Source organism: Pseudomonas sp. GW704-F2 (assembly GCF_059423025.1).
In genome coordinates this window covers 19,247-35,240 of the sequence record NZ_JBWKXO010000010.1, presented here as the reverse complement: position 1 = coordinate 35,240, position 15,994 = coordinate 19,247, and the positions used below count along the sequence as shown (strand labels likewise).

14 protein-coding genes are annotated in these 15,994 nt (G+C 61.0%); 4 read left to right on the top strand and 10 right to left on the bottom strand.

The features are described from left to right. The 4 genes from livG to AC07W0_RS10885 all read right to left on the bottom strand — a co-directional run bounded on the left by livG (position 1) and on the right by AC07W0_RS10885 (position 4,294). Positions 1 to 768: a high-affinity branched-chain amino acid ABC transporter ATP-binding protein LivG gene (livG, locus tag AC07W0_RS10900; RefSeq protein ID WP_017844799.1), complete on the bottom strand. Its 768-nt coding sequence runs from the start codon at positions 766 to 768 to the stop codon at positions 1 to 3. Beyond that, positions 765 to 2,018 carry a high-affinity branched-chain amino acid ABC transporter permease LivM gene (locus AC07W0_RS10895; protein WP_017844800.1) on the bottom strand — a complete coding sequence of 418 codons (1,254 nt, stop codon included), beginning with the start codon at positions 2,016 to 2,018 and terminating at the stop codon, positions 765 to 767. Before AC07W0_RS10895 ends, livG begins: the two co-directional genes overlap by 4 nt. After that, positions 2,015 to 2,938 carry a high-affinity branched-chain amino acid ABC transporter permease LivH gene (gene livH / locus AC07W0_RS10890; protein ID WP_003231100.1) on the bottom strand — a complete coding sequence of 308 codons (924 nt, stop codon included), beginning with the start codon at positions 2,936 to 2,938 and terminating at the stop codon, positions 2,015 to 2,017. Before livH ends, AC07W0_RS10895 begins: the two co-directional genes overlap by 4 nt. Before the next feature lie 228 nt (positions 2,939 to 3,166). Continuing rightward, on the bottom strand, positions 3,167 to 4,294 hold the full coding sequence (locus tag AC07W0_RS10885; protein ID WP_017844801.1) for a branched-chain amino acid ABC transporter substrate-binding protein: 1,128 nt from the start codon (positions 4,292 to 4,294) through the stop codon (positions 3,167 to 3,169). A gap of 341 nt (positions 4,295 to 4,635) precedes the next feature. On the opposite strand from AC07W0_RS10885, the gene AC07W0_RS10880 reads away from it, so the two are divergent. Further along, positions 4,636 to 4,938, top strand: coding sequence for a DUF2288 domain-containing protein (locus tag AC07W0_RS10880; protein WP_017844802.1), 303 nt, complete (start codon positions 4,636 to 4,638; stop codon positions 4,936 to 4,938). Between the two features lie 221 nt (positions 4,939 to 5,159). Here the strand turns inward: AC07W0_RS10880 and AC07W0_RS10875 are convergent, their stop codons facing one another. Further along, entirely contained in the window at positions 5,160 to 7,337 is a 2,178-nt protein-coding gene (locus tag AC07W0_RS10875) for a hypothetical protein (RefSeq protein ID WP_026139772.1), read from the bottom strand. Positions 7,338 to 7,650: 313 nt separating this feature from the next. Continuing rightward, positions 7,651 to 8,019, bottom strand: a complete 369-nt coding sequence (locus tag AC07W0_RS10870; protein WP_102617387.1) for a YkgJ family cysteine cluster protein — start codon at positions 8,017 to 8,019, stop codon at positions 7,651 to 7,653. Between the two features lie 253 nt (positions 8,020 to 8,272). Between AC07W0_RS10870 and AC07W0_RS10865 the strand changes: the two genes are divergently transcribed. After that, complete coding sequence (locus tag AC07W0_RS10865) at positions 8,273 to 9,625, top strand: spinster family MFS transporter (protein WP_057004736.1); 1,353 nt, start codon at positions 8,273 to 8,275, stop codon at positions 9,623 to 9,625. A 167-nt stretch (positions 9,626 to 9,792) separates the two neighbouring features. Here the strand turns inward: AC07W0_RS10865 and rapA are convergent, their stop codons facing one another. Further along, on the bottom strand, positions 9,793 to 12,639 hold the full coding sequence (gene rapA, locus AC07W0_RS10860; protein WP_102617388.1) for an RNA polymerase-associated protein RapA: 2,847 nt from the start codon (positions 12,637 to 12,639) through the stop codon (positions 9,793 to 9,795). A 218-nt stretch (positions 12,640 to 12,857) separates the two neighbouring features. Here rapA and AC07W0_RS10855 point away from each other — a divergent pair, with 218 nt between their 5' ends. Further along, positions 12,858 to 13,199, top strand: coding sequence for a hypothetical protein (locus AC07W0_RS10855; RefSeq protein ID WP_017844807.1), 342 nt, complete (start codon positions 12,858 to 12,860; stop codon positions 13,197 to 13,199). Here the strand turns inward: AC07W0_RS10855 and AC07W0_RS10850 are convergent. The 3 genes from AC07W0_RS10850 to AC07W0_RS10840 all read right to left on the bottom strand — a co-directional run bounded on the left by AC07W0_RS10850 (position 13,196) and on the right by AC07W0_RS10840 (position 15,611). Next, positions 13,196 to 14,377 (bottom strand): aminotransferase class V-fold PLP-dependent enzyme, encoded by a 1,182-nt coding sequence (locus tag AC07W0_RS10850; RefSeq protein ID WP_102617389.1) that lies wholly within the window; start codon positions 14,375 to 14,377, stop codon positions 13,196 to 13,198. The genes AC07W0_RS10855 and AC07W0_RS10850 overlap by 4 nt on opposite strands. Continuing rightward, on the bottom strand, positions 14,374 to 14,649 hold the full coding sequence (locus AC07W0_RS10845; protein WP_017844809.1) for a RidA family protein: 276 nt from the start codon (positions 14,647 to 14,649) through the stop codon (positions 14,374 to 14,376). The genes AC07W0_RS10850 and AC07W0_RS10845 overlap by 4 nt, the downstream gene beginning before the upstream one ends. An 89-nt stretch (positions 14,650 to 14,738) precedes the next feature. Then, on the bottom strand, positions 14,739 to 15,611 hold the full coding sequence (locus AC07W0_RS10840) for a LysR substrate-binding domain-containing protein (protein WP_102617390.1): 873 nt from the start codon (positions 15,609 to 15,611) through the stop codon (positions 14,739 to 14,741). Positions 15,612 to 15,743: 132 nt separating this feature from the next. Here AC07W0_RS10840 and AC07W0_RS10835 point away from each other — a divergent pair, with 132 nt between their 5' ends. After that, positions 15,744 to 15,905 carry a hypothetical protein gene (locus tag AC07W0_RS10835; protein ID WP_017844811.1) on the top strand — a complete coding sequence of 54 codons (162 nt, stop codon included), beginning with the start codon at positions 15,744 to 15,746 and terminating at the stop codon, positions 15,903 to 15,905. Positions 15,906 to 15,994 lie beyond the last annotated feature (89 nt).

Genomic DNA, 15,994 nt, shown 5'->3' with positions numbered 1-15,994 from the left:
TTACGCTTCCCCCAGATAGGCTTTGATCACTTCAGGATTGTCGCGGATCTGCTCCGGCGTACCGTCGGCCAGGGGCGTGCCCTGGTTGATCACCACGATGTGGTCGGAAATGCTCATGACCAGTTTCATGTCGTGTTCGATCAACAGCACGGTGGCGTTGTTTTCCTCACGCAACACGCCGATCAGCGCCTTGAGGTCTTCGGTTTCCTTGGGGTTCAAACCGGCGGCCGGTTCGTCGAGCATCAGGATCCGCGGGCGGGTCATCATGCAGCGGGCGATTTCCAGGCGACGTTGCTGCCCATAGGCCAGGGTGCCGGCGGGGCGGTTGGCGAACTCGGTGAGGTTGACCTTGTCCAGCCAATACTCCGCGTATTCCATGGCCTCGCTCTCGCTCTTGCGGAACGCCGGGGTCTTGAACAAACCAGCGAAGAAGTTGGTGTTCAAGTGACGGTGCTGAGCGATCAGCAGGTTCTCGACCGCCGTCATGTCCTTGAACAACCGCACGTTCTGGAAGGTCCGCACCACGCCCTTGCGGGCGATCTCGTGACCGGCCAGGCCCTGGATCGGCTGGCCGTCGAGCAGGATGCTGCCACCACTGGGCTTGTAGAAACCGGTGAGGCAGTTGAACACCGTGGTCTTGCCGGCGCCGTTGGGGCCGATCAGCGCAACCACTTGTTTTTCCTTCACGGTCAGGGCCACGCCATTGACCGCCAGCAAGCCGCCGAAGCGCATGCTCAAGTTTTCGACTTTCAGGATCTCGCGGCTCATTTGCGCAGCTCCATGTGTGGACGTTGCATGGGCAGCAGGCCTTGAGGACGCCAGATCATCATCAGCACCATCATGGCGCCGAACATCAACATGCGGTATTCGCTGAACTCACGCATCATTTCCGGCAGCAGGATCATCACGATCGCCGCGAGAATCACGCCCAACTGCGAGCCCATGCCACCCAGTACCACGATGGCGAGGATGATCGCCGACTCGATAAAGGTGAACGACTCCGGCGTCACCAGGCCTTGGCGAGCGGCGAAGAAGCTGCCGGCAAAACCGGCGAACGCGGCGCCCAGGGTGAACGCGGACAGCTTGATGATGGTCGGGTTCAGGCCCAGGGCCCGGCAGGCGATTTCATCTTCGCGCAGCGCTTCCCACGCACGGCCGATCGGCATGCGCAGCAGGCGGTTGATCACGAACAGTGCGGCCAGGGCCAGCAACAGCGCCACCAGGTACAGGAACACCACTTTGCTCACCGGGTTGTAGGCAATCCCGAAGTACTCGTGGAAGGTCTGCATGCCTTCGGCCGCAGAGCGCTCGAACGACAGCCCGAAGAACGTCGGCTTGGGAATGCTGCTGATGCCGTTGGGGCCACCGGTGATGTCGGTCAGGTTACGCAGGAACAGTCGGATGATTTCCCCGAAGCCCAGGGTCACGATGGCCAGGTAGTCGCCGCGCAGACGCAGCACCGGGAAGCCCAGCAGGAAGCCGAACGTCGCCGCCGCCATGCCGGCCAGGGGCAGGCAGATCCAGAAGCTCCAGCCCAGGTAGTGCGAGAGCAGCGCATAGGTGTAGGCGCCCACGGCGTAGAAACCCACATAACCCAGGTCAAGCAGGCCGGCCAGACCGACCACGATGTTCAGGCCCAGGCCCAGCAACACGTAGATCAGGATCAGGGTGGCGATGTCGACCGCACCGCGCGAGCCGAAGAACGGCCAGATCAGCGCGGCCACGATCAGGCCGATGATGATGTAGCGCTGGGTGCGCGGCAGGGTCAGGAATTGGCTGACCTTGGGCGATACCAGCGGGCCACGGTTGCCCTTGAACAACGCGCCGACCTGCCGGGTGAACAGCACGCGCAGGAACATCAACACCGAACACAGGGCAATGATGGTCAGGGTCACGGGACCGGTGCCATGCACTTCCAGGTTGATGCCGACAATGCTCAGCTTGAGGCCGAGTACCGGGAACGCCACGGCCCACACCAACAGGGCGCTGAAAAACGCCGATTTAAGATATCTGCTCATACTTTCTCAACCTCCGGACGGCCCAGGATGCCGGTCGGACGGAACAACAGCACCAGAACCAAAAGGCCGAACGCCACGACGTCCTTGTACTGGTCGCCGAAGATATCGGCGCCAAACGCTTCGGCCACACCCAGCACCAGCCCGCCGAGCATCGCGCCCGGAATGCTGCCGATGCCGCCCAATACCGCTGCGGTAAAGGCCTTGAGGCCGACCAGGAAACCGGCGTTGGGGTTGATCACGCCGTACTGCATGCTCAGCAACACGGCGGCGACGGCCGCCAGCGCGGCACCGATGACGAAGGTCAGGGCGATGATGTTGTTGGTGTTGATGCCCAGCAGGTTGGCCATCTTGATGTCTTCGGCGCAGGCCCGGCAGGCGCGCCCCAGACGGGAGCGGGAAATGAACAGGGTCAGGCCCAGCATGGCCACCAGGGTGACGACGAAGACCAGGATCTGCATGTACGAAATCAGCACTTCTTGTGCGCCGCCCGGGCCGAAGGAGAAGCTCCCCGGGATCAGGTTGGGAATGGACTTGTCCTTGGAGTCCTGGGACAGCAATACGGTGTTCTGCAGGAAAATCGACATGCCGATGGCGGAAATCAGCGGGATCAAACGGTTGCTGCCACGCAAGGGACGATAGGCAACCCGTTCGATACTGTAGCCATAGGCACTGGTTACGACGATCGACGCCAGGAACGCGGCGGTCATCAACAACGGCAGGGAGTGGATCCCCATCATGGCCAGCCCGGCAAGGGCAATGAAGGCCACGTAGGAACCAATCATGTAGACCTCGCCATGGGCGAAGTTGATCATTCCAATGATGCCGTAAACCATTGTGTAGCCAATGGCTATCAAGGCATAGGTGCTGCCAATGGTCAGGCCATTAACCAGCTGTTGGAAAAAATGATAGATCTCAGGCATTACAACGCTCCTAAAAACCCGATACGCATTTCACTGGTGGAGTCATGTTCCGGCCCTGCGCTGTGTTCTGTGAGCACATTTGCGCAAAGCGTTTGCCAGCGAACCGCTGGTGACGGTTTTAAGATTTTCAGGTGAGCCAGCGCCCGGATCGCGGGTGACAGGCCCATAAACCTCGTAAAACAAAGCCCACTGCTCTCACAGTGGGCTTGTTGACCAGTAACGCCTGGCTTACTGAGGGGAAACTTCGGTTTTCGGTTTGCCGAAGTGCCACTCGTAGACCACGAACTTGAAGTCCTTCAGGTCGCCCTTGGCGTCGAAGCTCAGATCGCCGGTAGGGGTCTTGAAGGTGCCCGCGTGGATGGCTTCGGCCACTTTGGCGGTGTCTTCGCTTTTCGCGGCTTTGATACCACCGGCGATGACTTCAATGGCCGAATAGGCCGGGAACACGAACGGACCGGTTGGGTCCTGCTTGTTCTTGGCGAACTCTTCAACGATGGCTTTGTTGGCCGGGTCGGTGTCGAAGGATTTCGGCAGGGTCACCAGCAGGCCTTCGGAAGCGCCCTGGGCGATTTGCGAGATGGAGTCGTTGCCGACGCCTTCTGGGCCCATGAACTTGGCGTTCAGGCCTTTTTCCTTGGCTTGGCGCAGGATCAGGCCCAGCTCAGGGTGGTAGCCGCCGTAGTAGACGAAGTCGACGTTGGCTTGCTTGAGTTTCTGGATGATCGAGGAGAAGTCCTTGTCACCGGCGTTCAGGCCTTCGAAGACGGCAACCTTGGTGCCTTTCTTCTCGAGGGTCTGTTTAACGGCAGTGGCGATGCCTTCACCGTATTGCTGCTTGTCGTGCAGCACGGCAACGATCTTCGGCTTCACGTGGTCGGCGATGTAGTTGCCGGCCGCCGGGCCCTGGGCGCTGTCCAGGCCGATGGTGCGGAAGATCAGCTTGTAGCCACGGGCGGTGATTTCCGGGCTGGTGGCTGCCGGGGTAATCATGATCACGCCTTCGTCTTCATAAATGTCGGACGCTGGCTGAGTGGAGCTGGAGCACAGGTGACCGACCACAAACTTGACGCCGTCGTTGACCACTTTGTTGGCGACGGCCACGGCTTGCTTGGGATCGCAGGCGTCGTCGTATTCCTTGGCTTCGAGCATTTTGCCATCGACGCCGCCCTTGGCGTTGATGTCGGCGATCGCTTGCTTGGCACCCATGAACTGCATGTCGCCATATTGTGTGACAGGACCGGTTTTAGGCCCGGCGATGCCGATCTTGATGGTATCGGCTGCGAACGAATGGCTGGCAACCCCGGCCAGGACCATAGCGGCAAACAGTTTGGAAATCTGCTTAGTAGCCTTATTCATAGTGCTCCACTCTTACTGTTGTCTTTTTTATAGTTCTAGCGGCCTTGTGAGCTGCAGAACCGGATCAGATATCTTGAATATCCCCCCGGCAGCGCCCTGGCAACTGTACCGGTACAGTGTAGAGCGCCGGTTGATCGCTTGAAAAGCTGGCTGCTGGGGGCAATACCCGGGCGTGTCGCTTAAATGAAAGAAAAAGACAGAATTGCGCCGGGACGCTGCCGCAGTGGCGGACAATCCGTGGCTTTCCTGACGCTTTCAATCGCTCACTCATTTGCAACTGGGTTTTTCTACGAGAGACACGACGTTATGATTGCGCCGATTTTTTCCCAAGGTGAATCCCCATGACGCAAGAACCTAGCACCCTCTATGCCAAGCTGCTCGGTGAAACCGCCGAAATCTCCTGGAAGGAGCTCGAACCGTTCTTTGCCAAGGGTGCCCTATTGTGGGTCGACGCCGGCCTGGATTTGATCGAGGCGGCCGAAGGCATGGCCGAGGATCAGCGCGATAAAGTCGCTGCCTGGCTGGCCTCGGGGAGCCTGGGCGAAGTGTCTGCGACGCGGGCATTGGACCTGCTGGAGCGTGATCCGAGCCTGTGGGCGGTGGTGGTTTCGCCGTGGATTCTGATCCAGGAAAGGGCAGCGTAAGAAAAGCCTGCACGAAAATGGTGCGCAGTTTGCGCCGCTGCAAGTGTGTAGCGGAGTAACCGCTGATGCGGTGATGGCATCTTGCCGTGGAGAAAGGTCACAGCTGCGGGTGACGTGCGCGTCACGGGAACAGTTTTGCCGACGGCGAAATGCCCGGGGAATTGTTTCTTGGTGTTAGCAGATCGCTGTGGCGAGGGAGCGTGCTCCCTCGCCACAGACAACTAGGCGGTTTTGCCGGTATGGTTGTTCAACGAAATAATCTTCGTCTTGCCGATCCGATGACGGTAAATCTCACGCAAGTACTTGATCGCCTTCTTCACGCAATCCCGTGACAGGCGAATGTCATTGATCGAGACAAACTTATCTTTGTCATTGATCAACTCACGGTACTTCTTCTCATACATCGGCTTGATCGCGTACCAGTTGGTGTCGAGGATCTTCGCCGGGTTTTCAAACTCATTGAGCAGTTCGTCGATACGCTCTTCGTCGAAATCCTCGTGGATGATGAAGTCCAGGATCGAGTTGTCCAGCGTGTCGTCGAAACGGTACGGGTTGCGCGCAAAGCAGCGTTTGATGAACGCCACGATCAGCGTCAGGAAATCATCCGACAGGCACGGGCTCTTGGCGATCAGGGTGGTCAGCGACAGGTTGGCCGACGCGCCGATCACCAGGGCGTAGCGCTTGAGCGTGGTGTTGGGGAACAGGCTGTTGAGGTGGGTCTTGAGGCGGTTCAGGTCCATGTAGGACAGTTTGTAATCCTTGGGCAGCGACACGATCGACACCACCGACGAGCAGTTCTTGAAGAAGTGCAGGTCGTGCAGCGCCGCCGCGTCATAGCCGGAGTTCTTGTACTGCTCCAGGGAGGCCTTGTAGCGCTTGGACTCGATCGGAAGCAGGCTGATGCCTTCGATGGCCTGGGTGACTTTGTTGAAGTGCGGCAGGTCGATGGAGCGGAAGAACAGGTCGTCGATGTTCAGGCGCTGCGGCTCTTTGTCGAACACCTTGAACTTGTCACCCGACGGCGCCGGGGTTTCCGGGACCACCGATTCGGCGTAGGCAATCGCCACCGGGCCGGCCAGGCTCATGAACAGGTCGTTGGCATCCAGGCGGATGGTTTCGCCGATGTCGATACCGGCGCGACGGAAGTAGTTCTGGTCGTAGTCGGTGGTGACCGCCTGGGCGGTAAGAATGTTGAAGATCTGTTGCGAGATATACTGGTTGGCGTGCTTTTCCATGGCATTGACATCAATGTTCTGGATATTGCCGTCATCGCTCTCTTCGGCGTAACGCATGATGTCGTTGGAGATCAGCATCATCGCGTTCCACGGGCGGATACGGCCCTTGACGCTGGCTTCGCTGCTGTCTTCATTGGCGAAGTTGTACGAGAAATCCCATTCTTCTGACAGATACTTGCAGAGCAGCCGCCCGGCGTTGATGTGCAGCGCCTCGGACATTTCGCTGCGGTGGTCGGAGATGTTCGGCAGCACGCAGATGCCGCTGGTGAAGATCGGTTCGAAAACGAAGGCGTGGCCGCTTTTGCTGTCGTGCTCGTCGGCCGGCTTGGTGTCGAACGTCTTGTTCATGTACGAATGCTGTTGGGCCAGGCCAAACTCCGACGCCATGCCCGAGCCGGTGCCGCCGCCGGCGCTGAAGATCGAGAAATACAGGCGCGACTGGTTGGCCTTGATGCCGCAGGAGTCGATCAGGTACGAATGGATCATCTTCCAGTCGGGGCTGGAAAAACGCTGGGTGTCTTTATTGAGGATGATCTTGGCCAGGTACTGGCCGAGGATCGGCGCGTTACCGGCGCCACCGGCATGGACTTCCGAGAGGTCCATGATTTTCATCTTGCTGTAATCGCGCAGGAAGCCGCTTTTTTCGCCCTTGCGCGAGAATCGGATGCGCCCGGCGATGTCTTTGTCCAGGTCGCCCAGCATCACCAGCGGCTCCACCAGGAACACCGGTTTGCTGGCCTTGCCGACGCCCAGGCGCAGGTTGTTGCGAATCCATTGGGCGGGGCTGTAGCCCTTGTCTGTCGACTTGTCTTCGGTACTGAATTCGTTCAGGTAGAACTTGCGTGCGTTATAGACCAGCTCGGCCACGTCCAGCGCAATGTTCGAACCGCAGCGGCCCAGGCCGATCAGGCACACCGAGGGGAATTCCTGTTCGCTGCGCGGCTCGCCATCGACTTCCTGATGGGGCAGGCGCGGGAACACCATGTCACGCAGGCCGTCGAGGTTGTCGAGGATGCGGTCGGTATTGGTCTCGGTGAAGTACAGGTATTGCTGGGTCGCCAGTGGACGGGGGCTGCTCAATGACTTCGAACCTGAAGGTTTTTCCGCAGGAGCTGTCGGCAACACATCGGAGACCACGGTGGCAGAGTTATTTTTAGAAGTCATTGTGCGCCATGTACCTGGGCGGATGGCTGTGAAATGTTAAAAAGCCATCACTGAGTGGGAGTTCGCGACTTTACAGTGCGTTCGGGTCCGGGGCGATAGGTTTAACCCTAGCGTTTCAAGGGGAAATCCCGGCCCGACTCTGATGAATCGGCCGTTTACCGGCATTCTTTAGATAAATGATGGCGAAATGCCAAAGATTCGGCGTCAGCGAATTGCTCTGGCAGGCAAGTGGGCGCTGCTGCGGGCAGCGGAAATGTTCATGATCGCGCTGGCGGGCAGCTCACCCGGACCGACATCACGGCCCTGTTGGCGGCTAAGCGCTGATGGGCAGGTCCAGCTCGAAAGGCGGTGGCTCCAGCGGCGCCAGACCAAATGCTGCGCGCGCGGCATCGCAATCGGTGTTTTGCACACCGTGGCTCCAAGAGGAGTCGAACTCGCGGCACACGCTGGAGCGCTGCTCATAGATCGTGCAATGAGTGCCTTTGCCCACTTCGCCCTCAAGGCTGCAGCAGCGCGCGGGTTTCTGGTCGGTCCCGATCATCGCCACGCGTGTGGGGTTGATCTGCACCACCAGGTCATCGGGCACCGTGCCCCCCGACGAGGCGCACTCACCCCAGAAGAAAGACACACGGAAGTGTGAACAGCAGGCACCGCAATTCAGACACGGACTGGCTTCGGACATGGGCGTCTTCGATAAGGAAAGTAAGAAGGGTTGTGACAGGAAGGCTCGCCATTCTAATCGCGCCATGGCCGTTGGGAAGAGCAGGGCACACTTATATTTTTCGTAGGGAAAGTCCCGTAGTTTCGGGTGAAATCATGCCCTATCAGCGTTACGAATCATTACAGACAAGCGTCGCCGGCCTGACTATGTTGCAGATACCTGAGCAGGATGCATCGGGCATCGCAGCTCTCATAACAATAAAAGAGACGGACCCATGCAGAACTCGACCCAAGCGGCGAATGCCTGGCGCATTCTGTTCCTGCTGTTCCTCGCCAACCTGTTCAACTTCTTCGACCGCACCATTCCGGCGATCATCATCGAGCCGATCCGCATGGAATGGCACCTGAGCGACTTTCAGCTGGGCATCATCGGCACCGCCTTCACCATCGTCTACGCCATTGCCGGCCTGCCGCTCGGGCGCCTGGCCGATACCGGTTCGCGCAGCAAACTCATGGGGTGGGGCCTGTTCGCGTGGAGCGGGTTGACGGCGATCAACGGCATGGTCGGCAGTTTCTGGACGTTCCTGTTGGTGCGTATGGGCATCGGCATCGGCGAAGCCAGCTACGCGCCGGCGGCCAACTCGCTGATTGGCGACCTGTTCCCGGCCCACCGCCGTGCGCGGGCCATGGGCATTTTCATGCTGGGCCTGCCATTGGGCCTGTTACTGGCGTTCTTTACCATTGGCGCGATGGTCAAGGCGTTCGACAGCTGGCGCGCGCCGTTCTTTATCGCGGCCGTGCCGGGGCTGATCCTCGCGGTCTTCATGTTCTTTATCAAAGAACCCAAGCGCGGCGCGGCAGAAACCGTGCAAGTCTCCCAGGAACGCGTCGACCGCCCGATCCGCCGCGTGCTGGCGGTGCCGACCTTTCTCTGGTTGGTGCTGGCCGGGCTGTGCTTCAACTTCGCAACCTATGCGTGTAACTCGTTCCTGGTGCCGATGCTGCAGCGCTATTTCCTGATGCCGTTGCAGGACGCGGCGGTTGCCACCGGGGTGATCGTCGGGTTGACCGGGCTGGTCGGCCTGACGTTGGGCGGCTGGATCGCCGACAAAATCCATCAACGGGTTGCCAATGGCCGCCTGTTGTTTGCCGCGTTCAGCCTGATCATTTCCACCGTCACCACCGCCTGGGCCTTGCACGCCGGGCGTATCGAGATCGGTGTGTTTGTCGCGCTGTTCAGTGTGGGTTGGTTGTTTGCCTACAACTTCTACACCTGTGTGTACACGGCGATCCAGGACGTGGTCGAGCCGCGCCTGCGGGCCACGGCGATGGCGCTGTTCTTTGCCGGCCTGTACTTGCTGGGTGGCGGCATGGGGCCGGTGGTGGTGGGGGGCTTGTCCGATCACTTTGCCCATTCGGCGATGTATGCCGCCGGGGCGGAGCAGATGACCGAGGCTTATAAAGCGGTGGGGTTGCATGACGCCATGTACCTGATTCCGGTGGCGCTGTTCTTGACCATGCTGTTTCTGTTTCAGGCGTCGCGCAGTTTTGTGCGGGATGCCAAGCGGATGAAAGACGGGCTGGTGGCGGTGGAGGTGGCAGTGCCGGCTGCTGCTGCGACGGCTTGAGATCGCGTTGACGCCATCGGGAGCAAGCTCCCTCCCACACTGGAACTGCATTCCAAGTGTGGGAGGGGGCTTGCTCCCGATGAGGCCATGACTGGCGAAGACCTTCTTCAGTGAATAAAAAAGACCCGCATTGCGCGGGCCTTCTTTTTAGCTGAGCAACGCAGCAATCAACCCGCCACCAACACCCGGATCGCTTCCAGGCGCAGCGCGGCCTTGTCGAGCATGGCCAGGCCTTGCTCGCGCTGTTGGCGCAGGGCAATCAGTTCGCTGTCGCGCACGGTCGGGTTGACCGCTTGCAACGCGGTCAGGCGCGCCAGTTCTTCGTCGGTGTCGGCTGCCAGGCGACGCTTGGCCTCGGCCACGCGCTCGGCATGGCGCGGGGTGATCTTCTCTTCGCCGGCGTTGATGCGTGGCGTCAGCTGGTCGCGCTGGGCCTGGACGAACTTGTTGGCGCTGGCCCGTGGCACGCTTTCCAGCTGGTCGTTCAAGGTTTCGAACGACACGCGGCCGGACAGGTCGTTGCCGTTGGCGTCCAGCAGGCAGCGCAGGGCGGCCGGCGGCAGGTAGCGGCCCAGTTGCAGCGAACGCGGGGCAACCACTTCGCTGACGTAGAGCAGCTCCAGCAACACGGTGCCGGGCTTGAGCGCCTTGTTCTTGATCAGCGCGACGGCGGTGTTGCCCATGGAACCGGACAGCACCAGGTCCATGCCGCCCTGCACCATCGGGTGTTCCCAGGTGATGAACTGCATGTCTTCACGCGACAGCGCCTGGTTACGGTCGTAGGTGATGGTCACCCCTTCGTCGTCGCCCAGGGGGAAGCTGGCGTCGAGCATTTTTTCGCTGGGCTTGAGGATCAGCGCGTTTTCCGAATGGTCTTCGCTGTCGATACCAAACGCATCGAACAGGGTTTCCATATAGATCGGCAGGGCGAACTGGTCGTCTTGCTCGAGGATGTCTTCCACCAGCGCATCGCCTTCACCCGCGCCGCCGGAGTTGAGTTCCAGCAAACGGTCGCGGCCGGTGTGCAGTTCCTGTTCCAGGCGCTCGCGCTCGGCACGGGCTTCGTCGATCAGGGCTTGCCACTCGCCGTCGTCGGCGTTTTCCAGCAACGGCAGCAGGCGTGGGCCGAACTGATGCTGCAAGGCGTTGCCGGTCGGGCAGGTGTTGAGGAACGCATTCAGCGCTTCGTGGTACCACTGGAACAGGCGCTCTTGCGGGCTGGTTTCCAGGTACGGCACGTGCAGTTCGATCACATGTTTCTGGCCGATCCGGTCCAGACGGCCGATCCGCTGTTCCAGCAGGTCGGGGTGGGACGGCAGATCGAACAGCACCAGGTGGTGGGAAAACTGGAAGTTGCGGCCTTCGCTGCCGATTTCCGAACAGATCAGCACTTGGGCGCCGAATTCTTCATCGGCGAAGTAGGCGGCGGCGCGATCACGTTCGAGGATGTTCATGCCTTCATGGAACACCGTGGCCGGGATGCCGGAGCGCACGCGCAGGGCGTCTTCGAGGTCCATCGCGGTTTCGGCGTGGGCGCAGATCACCAGGACCTTGGTGCGCTTGAGCATTTTCAGCTGGTCGATCAGCCATTCAACCCGTGGGTCGAAGCGCCACCAGCGATTGTCTTCCTCGATATCCGGCTGCGACTGGAAGCTGACTTCCGGGTACAGCTCGGCATGTTCGCCCAGCGGCAATTCGAGGTATTCGTCCGGGTTCGGCAGCGGGTAGGCGTGCAGCTTGCGCTCCGGGAAGCCCTGCACCGCGGCGCGGGTGTTGCGAAACAGTACGCGGCCGGTGCCGTGGCGGTCGAGCAGCTCGCGCACCAGGCGCGCGCTGGCTTCGGTGTCGCCATCGTTGACGGCGGTGAGCAGCGCTTCACCTTCGTTGCCGAGGAAACCCTGGATGGTGGTGTGCGCGGCCGGGGAGAGACGGCCCTTGTCCAGCAGTTCCTGCACCGCTTCGGCCACCGGGCGATAGTTCTCGCTTTCGGCGCGGAACGCTTGCAGATCGTGGAAACGGTTCGGGTCCAGCAGGCGCAGGCGCGCGAAGTGGCTGTCCTGGCCCAGTTGTTCCGGGGTAGCGGTGAGCAGCAGCACGCCCGGGATGACCTCGGCCAGCTGTTCGACCAGCGAGTACTCGGCGCTGGCATTGTCTTCATGCCAGACCAGGTGGTGGGCTTCGTCGACCACCAGCAGGTCCCAGCCGGCGGCGAACAGTGCGTCCTGGGCCTTCTCGTCGTCCACCAGCCACTCCAGGGCCACCAGGGCCAGTTGGGTGTCTTCGAACGGGTTGGCGGCATCGCTTTCGATGAAGCGTTCTTCGTCGAACAGCGCCACTTGCAGGTTGAAGCGCCGGCGCATTTCCACCAGCCACTGGTGCTGCAGGTTTTCCGGAACCAGGATCAGCACGCGGTTGGCGCGCCCGGACAGCAACTGGCGATGGATCACCAGGCCGGCTTCGATGGTCTTGCCCAGGCCCACTTCGTCGGCCAGCAATACCCGTGGCGCGATACGGTCGGCGACTTCACGGGCGATGTGCAACTGGTGGGCAATCGGTTGCGCACGCACGCCGCCCAGGCCCCACAGCGAAGATTGCAACTGGCGGCTGGTGTGTTCCAGGGTGTGATAGCGCAGCGAGAACCAGGCCAGCGGGTCGATCTGCCCGGCGAACAGACGGTCGCTGGCCAGGCGGAACTGGATGAAGTTCGACAGTTGGGTTTCCGGCAGGGTGACCTGCTCGTTCTGCCCATTGAGGCCGTGGTAGACCAGCAGGCCGTCGATGTCGTCGACTTCTTGCACGGTCATTTTCCAGCCTTCGAAATGGGTGATGCTGTCGCCCGGCGAGAACCTCACGCGGGTGAGGGGCGCATTCCGTAGCGCATACTGGCGCGTGTCGCCAGTGGCCGGATAGAGCACGGTCAGCAAGCGGCCGTCCTGTGCCAGAACGGTGCCTAAACCCAGCTCTGCTTCGCTGTCACTAATCCAGCGTTGCCCCGGTTGATACTGCTGCGCCATGCTGCCTGACTCCCGCCGTGAAAAAGCCGACTATCTTAACGGAACAAGGCCCTCATCCAAAGGACTCTGACAAAAACTACGCGGTTTGCGCCGTGCATCGAATGTTGAGTCGACAGATGGCGGGCACTTGTGAGTGTCGACTGGGTCACAGGTTGGCAAGCCTGCGCTCAAGTCCGCCCGCCGCCCGCCGACAGCCTGCTGACAGGAGAACAACTATTATGCTGCCACCTATGCTGCCCGTCAGCGTTGTGCCGGTCACGTCGCAACTCGACCCGGTGCGTCAAAAACCCGATATTCCGCCCGTGGTGCCCGTACAAGCGAGTTCCAACGAGAGCACGATCGACCTGAAAAAAGGCGATGCCGAGCAGTCGACGTTTTTGCTGCGCGAGGAGCAACGTCGCCAGCAGGAGCAGCAGAAACGCCGGCGCGAAGCCGATGACGACCCGGAGGCGCACTTGGCGATCCCCGGCGACGAGCTCAACGCCGATAACACCGTGCCCGTGGCGCCGCTGATCGAAGACGCGCCGCGCCAGGGGTTGTGGGTGGACGTCGAGGTTTAATCGCGCAGTTCGCGCAAGGCCGCCATCAGCCGTTCAATGTCCTGATCGGTGTTGAGCGGGCTGACGGAGATTCGCGCAATGCTGGCCAGGCCTCGTGCCTGCATATCCAGTGGGGTATACGCCACATCGTTGGCGCCGATATTGATGCGCTTGAGCTCCAGGCGACGCTTGAGCTCGAAGGCGTCCCAGCCGGCGAGGTTGAAGGCGATCAAGCCTGATTGGCTGGTGCCCAAGTCATGCAGAGAGATTCCCGGAGTCTGACGCAACGTTTCGCGGATTCGCTCGCTGGTCTGCCGGACCCGGTCCCACACCCGCTCAATCCCCAGTTGATTGAGTTCCTGCAACGCATTGCCCAAACCTGCGAATAAGGCATAGGACGTTTCGCTGGTTTCAAAGCGTCGGGCATCGTTGCGCAGGCCGAACCCCTGGGCGCTCCACGGCGCTGAAAACACATCGCGCTGCGCAGGGTTCAACCGCGCCAGAAAGTCCGGCCGCACGTACAGCAGCGCCGTGCCCCGCGGCCCGCGCAGGTGCTTGCGGCCCGCCGACTTGAGCACGTCGCAGTGCAGCGCCTGCACATCCACCGGCACCTGGCCGACCGCTTGGCCGGCATCGATGAAGTAGGGGATGCCATGCCGCCTGGCCACTTCACCAATCGCCTGGGCGGGGTTGATCAGGCCGCCATTGGCGGGGAGCCAGGTCAGGTCGATCAGTTTCACGCTTGCGTCGATCATCGCTTCCAGGGCTACCGGGCAGACTGCACCGGTTTCATCGCAGGGGATCACCTCGATTCGCGCACCGGCCTGCACTGCCAGTTCCATGCTCGCCAGGTTGCCGCCCCATTCGTGGCGCCCCACCAGAATCCTGTCGCCCGGCTGCCACCGGCCCAGCGCCTGGAACGCCAGGCTCCAGGCGGTCGAGCCGCTGCCGGCAAAGGCAATCGACGCGGTGGGTGCATTGAGCAACTGGCCGGCGGCGCGGCGGGCTTTTTCCACCAGGATGGCGCCATGCTCGCTGGCCTCCATCGGGCCGTCGCACGCTTCGCGTTGCAGTTGCTCGATGATGGTGTCGAGGGTCGCCTGGCTCGGCAATGCAGCACCGGCCGTGTTGAAGTGTACGAGACCGGACCGACAACCCGGCGTGGCCTCGCGCAGGCGCTGGACGTCAAGCGGGCTCATGGCTGCAGCTCGAACACGGCGTCGACTTCCACCGCCACGCCCCCCGGCAGGCTGGACACACCGACAGCCGTGCGTACATGCCGGCCTTTGTCACCGAGGGATTCGCCCAGGCGGCCGACATAGGCCGGTTTGCCGCCCAGCAACGGGATTTGCCCGGAGATAAACAACGGATTCCGGCTGATCACATGGTTGATATAATTGGCAATCGGCTGGCTGGGCGTCGGCAGCGTGAGGCCGAGGGCCTGCACGCGTTGGCGGATGGAATCGCGCATGTTGAATCCTCTGGGTTGAGAGGTTTCAGCATGTTGATCAAGGTGATGGACGACAAACGCATAGATATCATCCGATGTATCTAAATAACTCACGCGTCGGCGCAGGCAGCCTTCAACCACGCGCTGAAACATTCGGCCGCCGCGCTGGCGGGGCCTTGGGGCGCGATCAGCCAGTAGCCGATTTCGCTGCGATACGGCGGCCAGTCGAAGGCTTCTACCAGGCTGCCGTCCTGGAGCCGGCGCTCGATCAAGCGGTGACGGCCCATGGCGATACCTTGGCCGGCCACGGCGGCTTCGACCACGATGTTGTAGTCATGCAGCACCACGCGCGGATGCGGGCTGAGGTCGACTTGATAATGGCCGGACCAATCCGTCCATTCGAACGGGCGGTGCGAGGTGGCCATCAGCAGCGCGCCGTTGTGCTGCCGGCTGGCCTTGAACGCCGGGCTGCACACGGGGGAGAGCACTTCCGGCATCAGCCGCGTGGCCTGCACGTCGGGCCAGTCGCCTTTGCCATAGCGGATGGCCAGGTCGACCTCGGCCGCCGCGACGTTCGCCAGTTGAATCGCTGGCACCAGCTCCACCTCGATCTGCGGGTAGCGTTGCAGAAAACCGGCCAGGCGCGGCGCCAGCCATAAGGTGGCGAAGGACGCGAGCAAGCCGATGCGCAACACCGTGACGCTGGACACCACCCGTTGGCTGCGGGTGGCGGCGGCGATCAGGTCGAGGGCAGGGCGGATTTGCTCGTAGTAGTGTTGGCCGTCTGCGGTCAGATCAATCGCGCGGGTGCGTCGGACAAATAGTGGTTTGCCCAGGTACTGTTCGAGCTTGTGTACCTGATGGCTGAGCGCGCTCTGGGTCACTGACAACTCATGGGCCGCCTTGATGAAGCTCAAGTGCCGCGCCACGGCCTCGAAGGCGCGCAGGGCCAGCAACGGCGGAAGGTCCTTGTGCAGTGCCACCTGTGTGCGCCTCTTGGGTAAGGGGGAAGTGCCGATTTTGGGCGATGACCTGCATTTTGTCGCCCGCTGATTTGCTGTCGGGCAAGTGAGGCCGCATTATTAAGCGATCCCCGCCACGACGTAAGCCAAGCCATGAGTGATGACGACAAACTGATCGACCTGAACGCCGAACGCGCTAAACGGGTGCATGACCTCAACGACAAACGTCTGAATGAGGTTCGCCAGGCGTTTGAACAGGCGATGCCGCTCGGAAAAGTTAAGAAAAAACCGAAAAACAAACCGAAAAAGCGTTGAAACAGCCTGCATCTATTGATGCAGGTCAGTTATTTCCCTTCTTTACGCCCCGTCGTGGGCGACATTGATCCTCGTCAATTTCCCAACCC

Coding starts and splice junctions, on each gene's coding strand:
- livG (WP_017844799.1), bottom strand. CDS start 768: ATGAGCCGCGAGATCCTGAAAGTCGAAAACTTGAGCATGCGCTTCGGC.
- AC07W0_RS10895 (WP_017844800.1), bottom strand. CDS start 2,018: ATGAGCAGATATCTTAAATCGGCGTTTTTCAGCGCCCTGTTGGTGTGG.
- livH (WP_003231100.1), bottom strand. CDS start 2,938: ATGCCTGAGATCTATCATTTTTTCCAACAGCTGGTTAATGGCCTGACC.
- AC07W0_RS10885 (WP_017844801.1), bottom strand. CDS start 4,294: ATGAATAAGGCTACTAAGCAGATTTCCAAACTGTTTGCCGCTATGGTC.
- AC07W0_RS10880 (WP_017844802.1), top strand. CDS start 4,636: ATGACGCAAGAACCTAGCACCCTCTATGCCAAGCTGCTCGGTGAAACC.
- AC07W0_RS10875 (WP_026139772.1), bottom strand. CDS start 7,337: ATGACTTCTAAAAATAACTCTGCCACCGTGGTCTCCGATGTGTTGCCG.
- AC07W0_RS10870 (WP_102617387.1), bottom strand. CDS start 8,019: ATGTCCGAAGCCAGTCCGTGTCTGAATTGCGGTGCCTGCTGTTCACAC.
- AC07W0_RS10865 (WP_057004736.1), top strand. CDS start 8,273: ATGCAGAACTCGACCCAAGCGGCGAATGCCTGGCGCATTCTGTTCCTG.
- rapA (WP_102617388.1), bottom strand. CDS start 12,639: ATGGCGCAGCAGTATCAACCGGGGCAACGCTGGATTAGTGACAGCGAA.
- AC07W0_RS10855 (WP_017844807.1), top strand. CDS start 12,858: ATGCTGCCACCTATGCTGCCCGTCAGCGTTGTGCCGGTCACGTCGCAA.
- AC07W0_RS10850 (WP_102617389.1), bottom strand. CDS start 14,377: ATGAGCCCGCTTGACGTCCAGCGCCTGCGCGAGGCCACGCCGGGTTGT.
- AC07W0_RS10845 (WP_017844809.1), bottom strand. CDS start 14,649: ATGCGCGATTCCATCCGCCAACGCGTGCAGGCCCTCGGCCTCACGCTG.
- AC07W0_RS10835 (WP_017844811.1), top strand. CDS start 15,744: ATGAGTGATGACGACAAACTGATCGACCTGAACGCCGAACGCGCTAAA.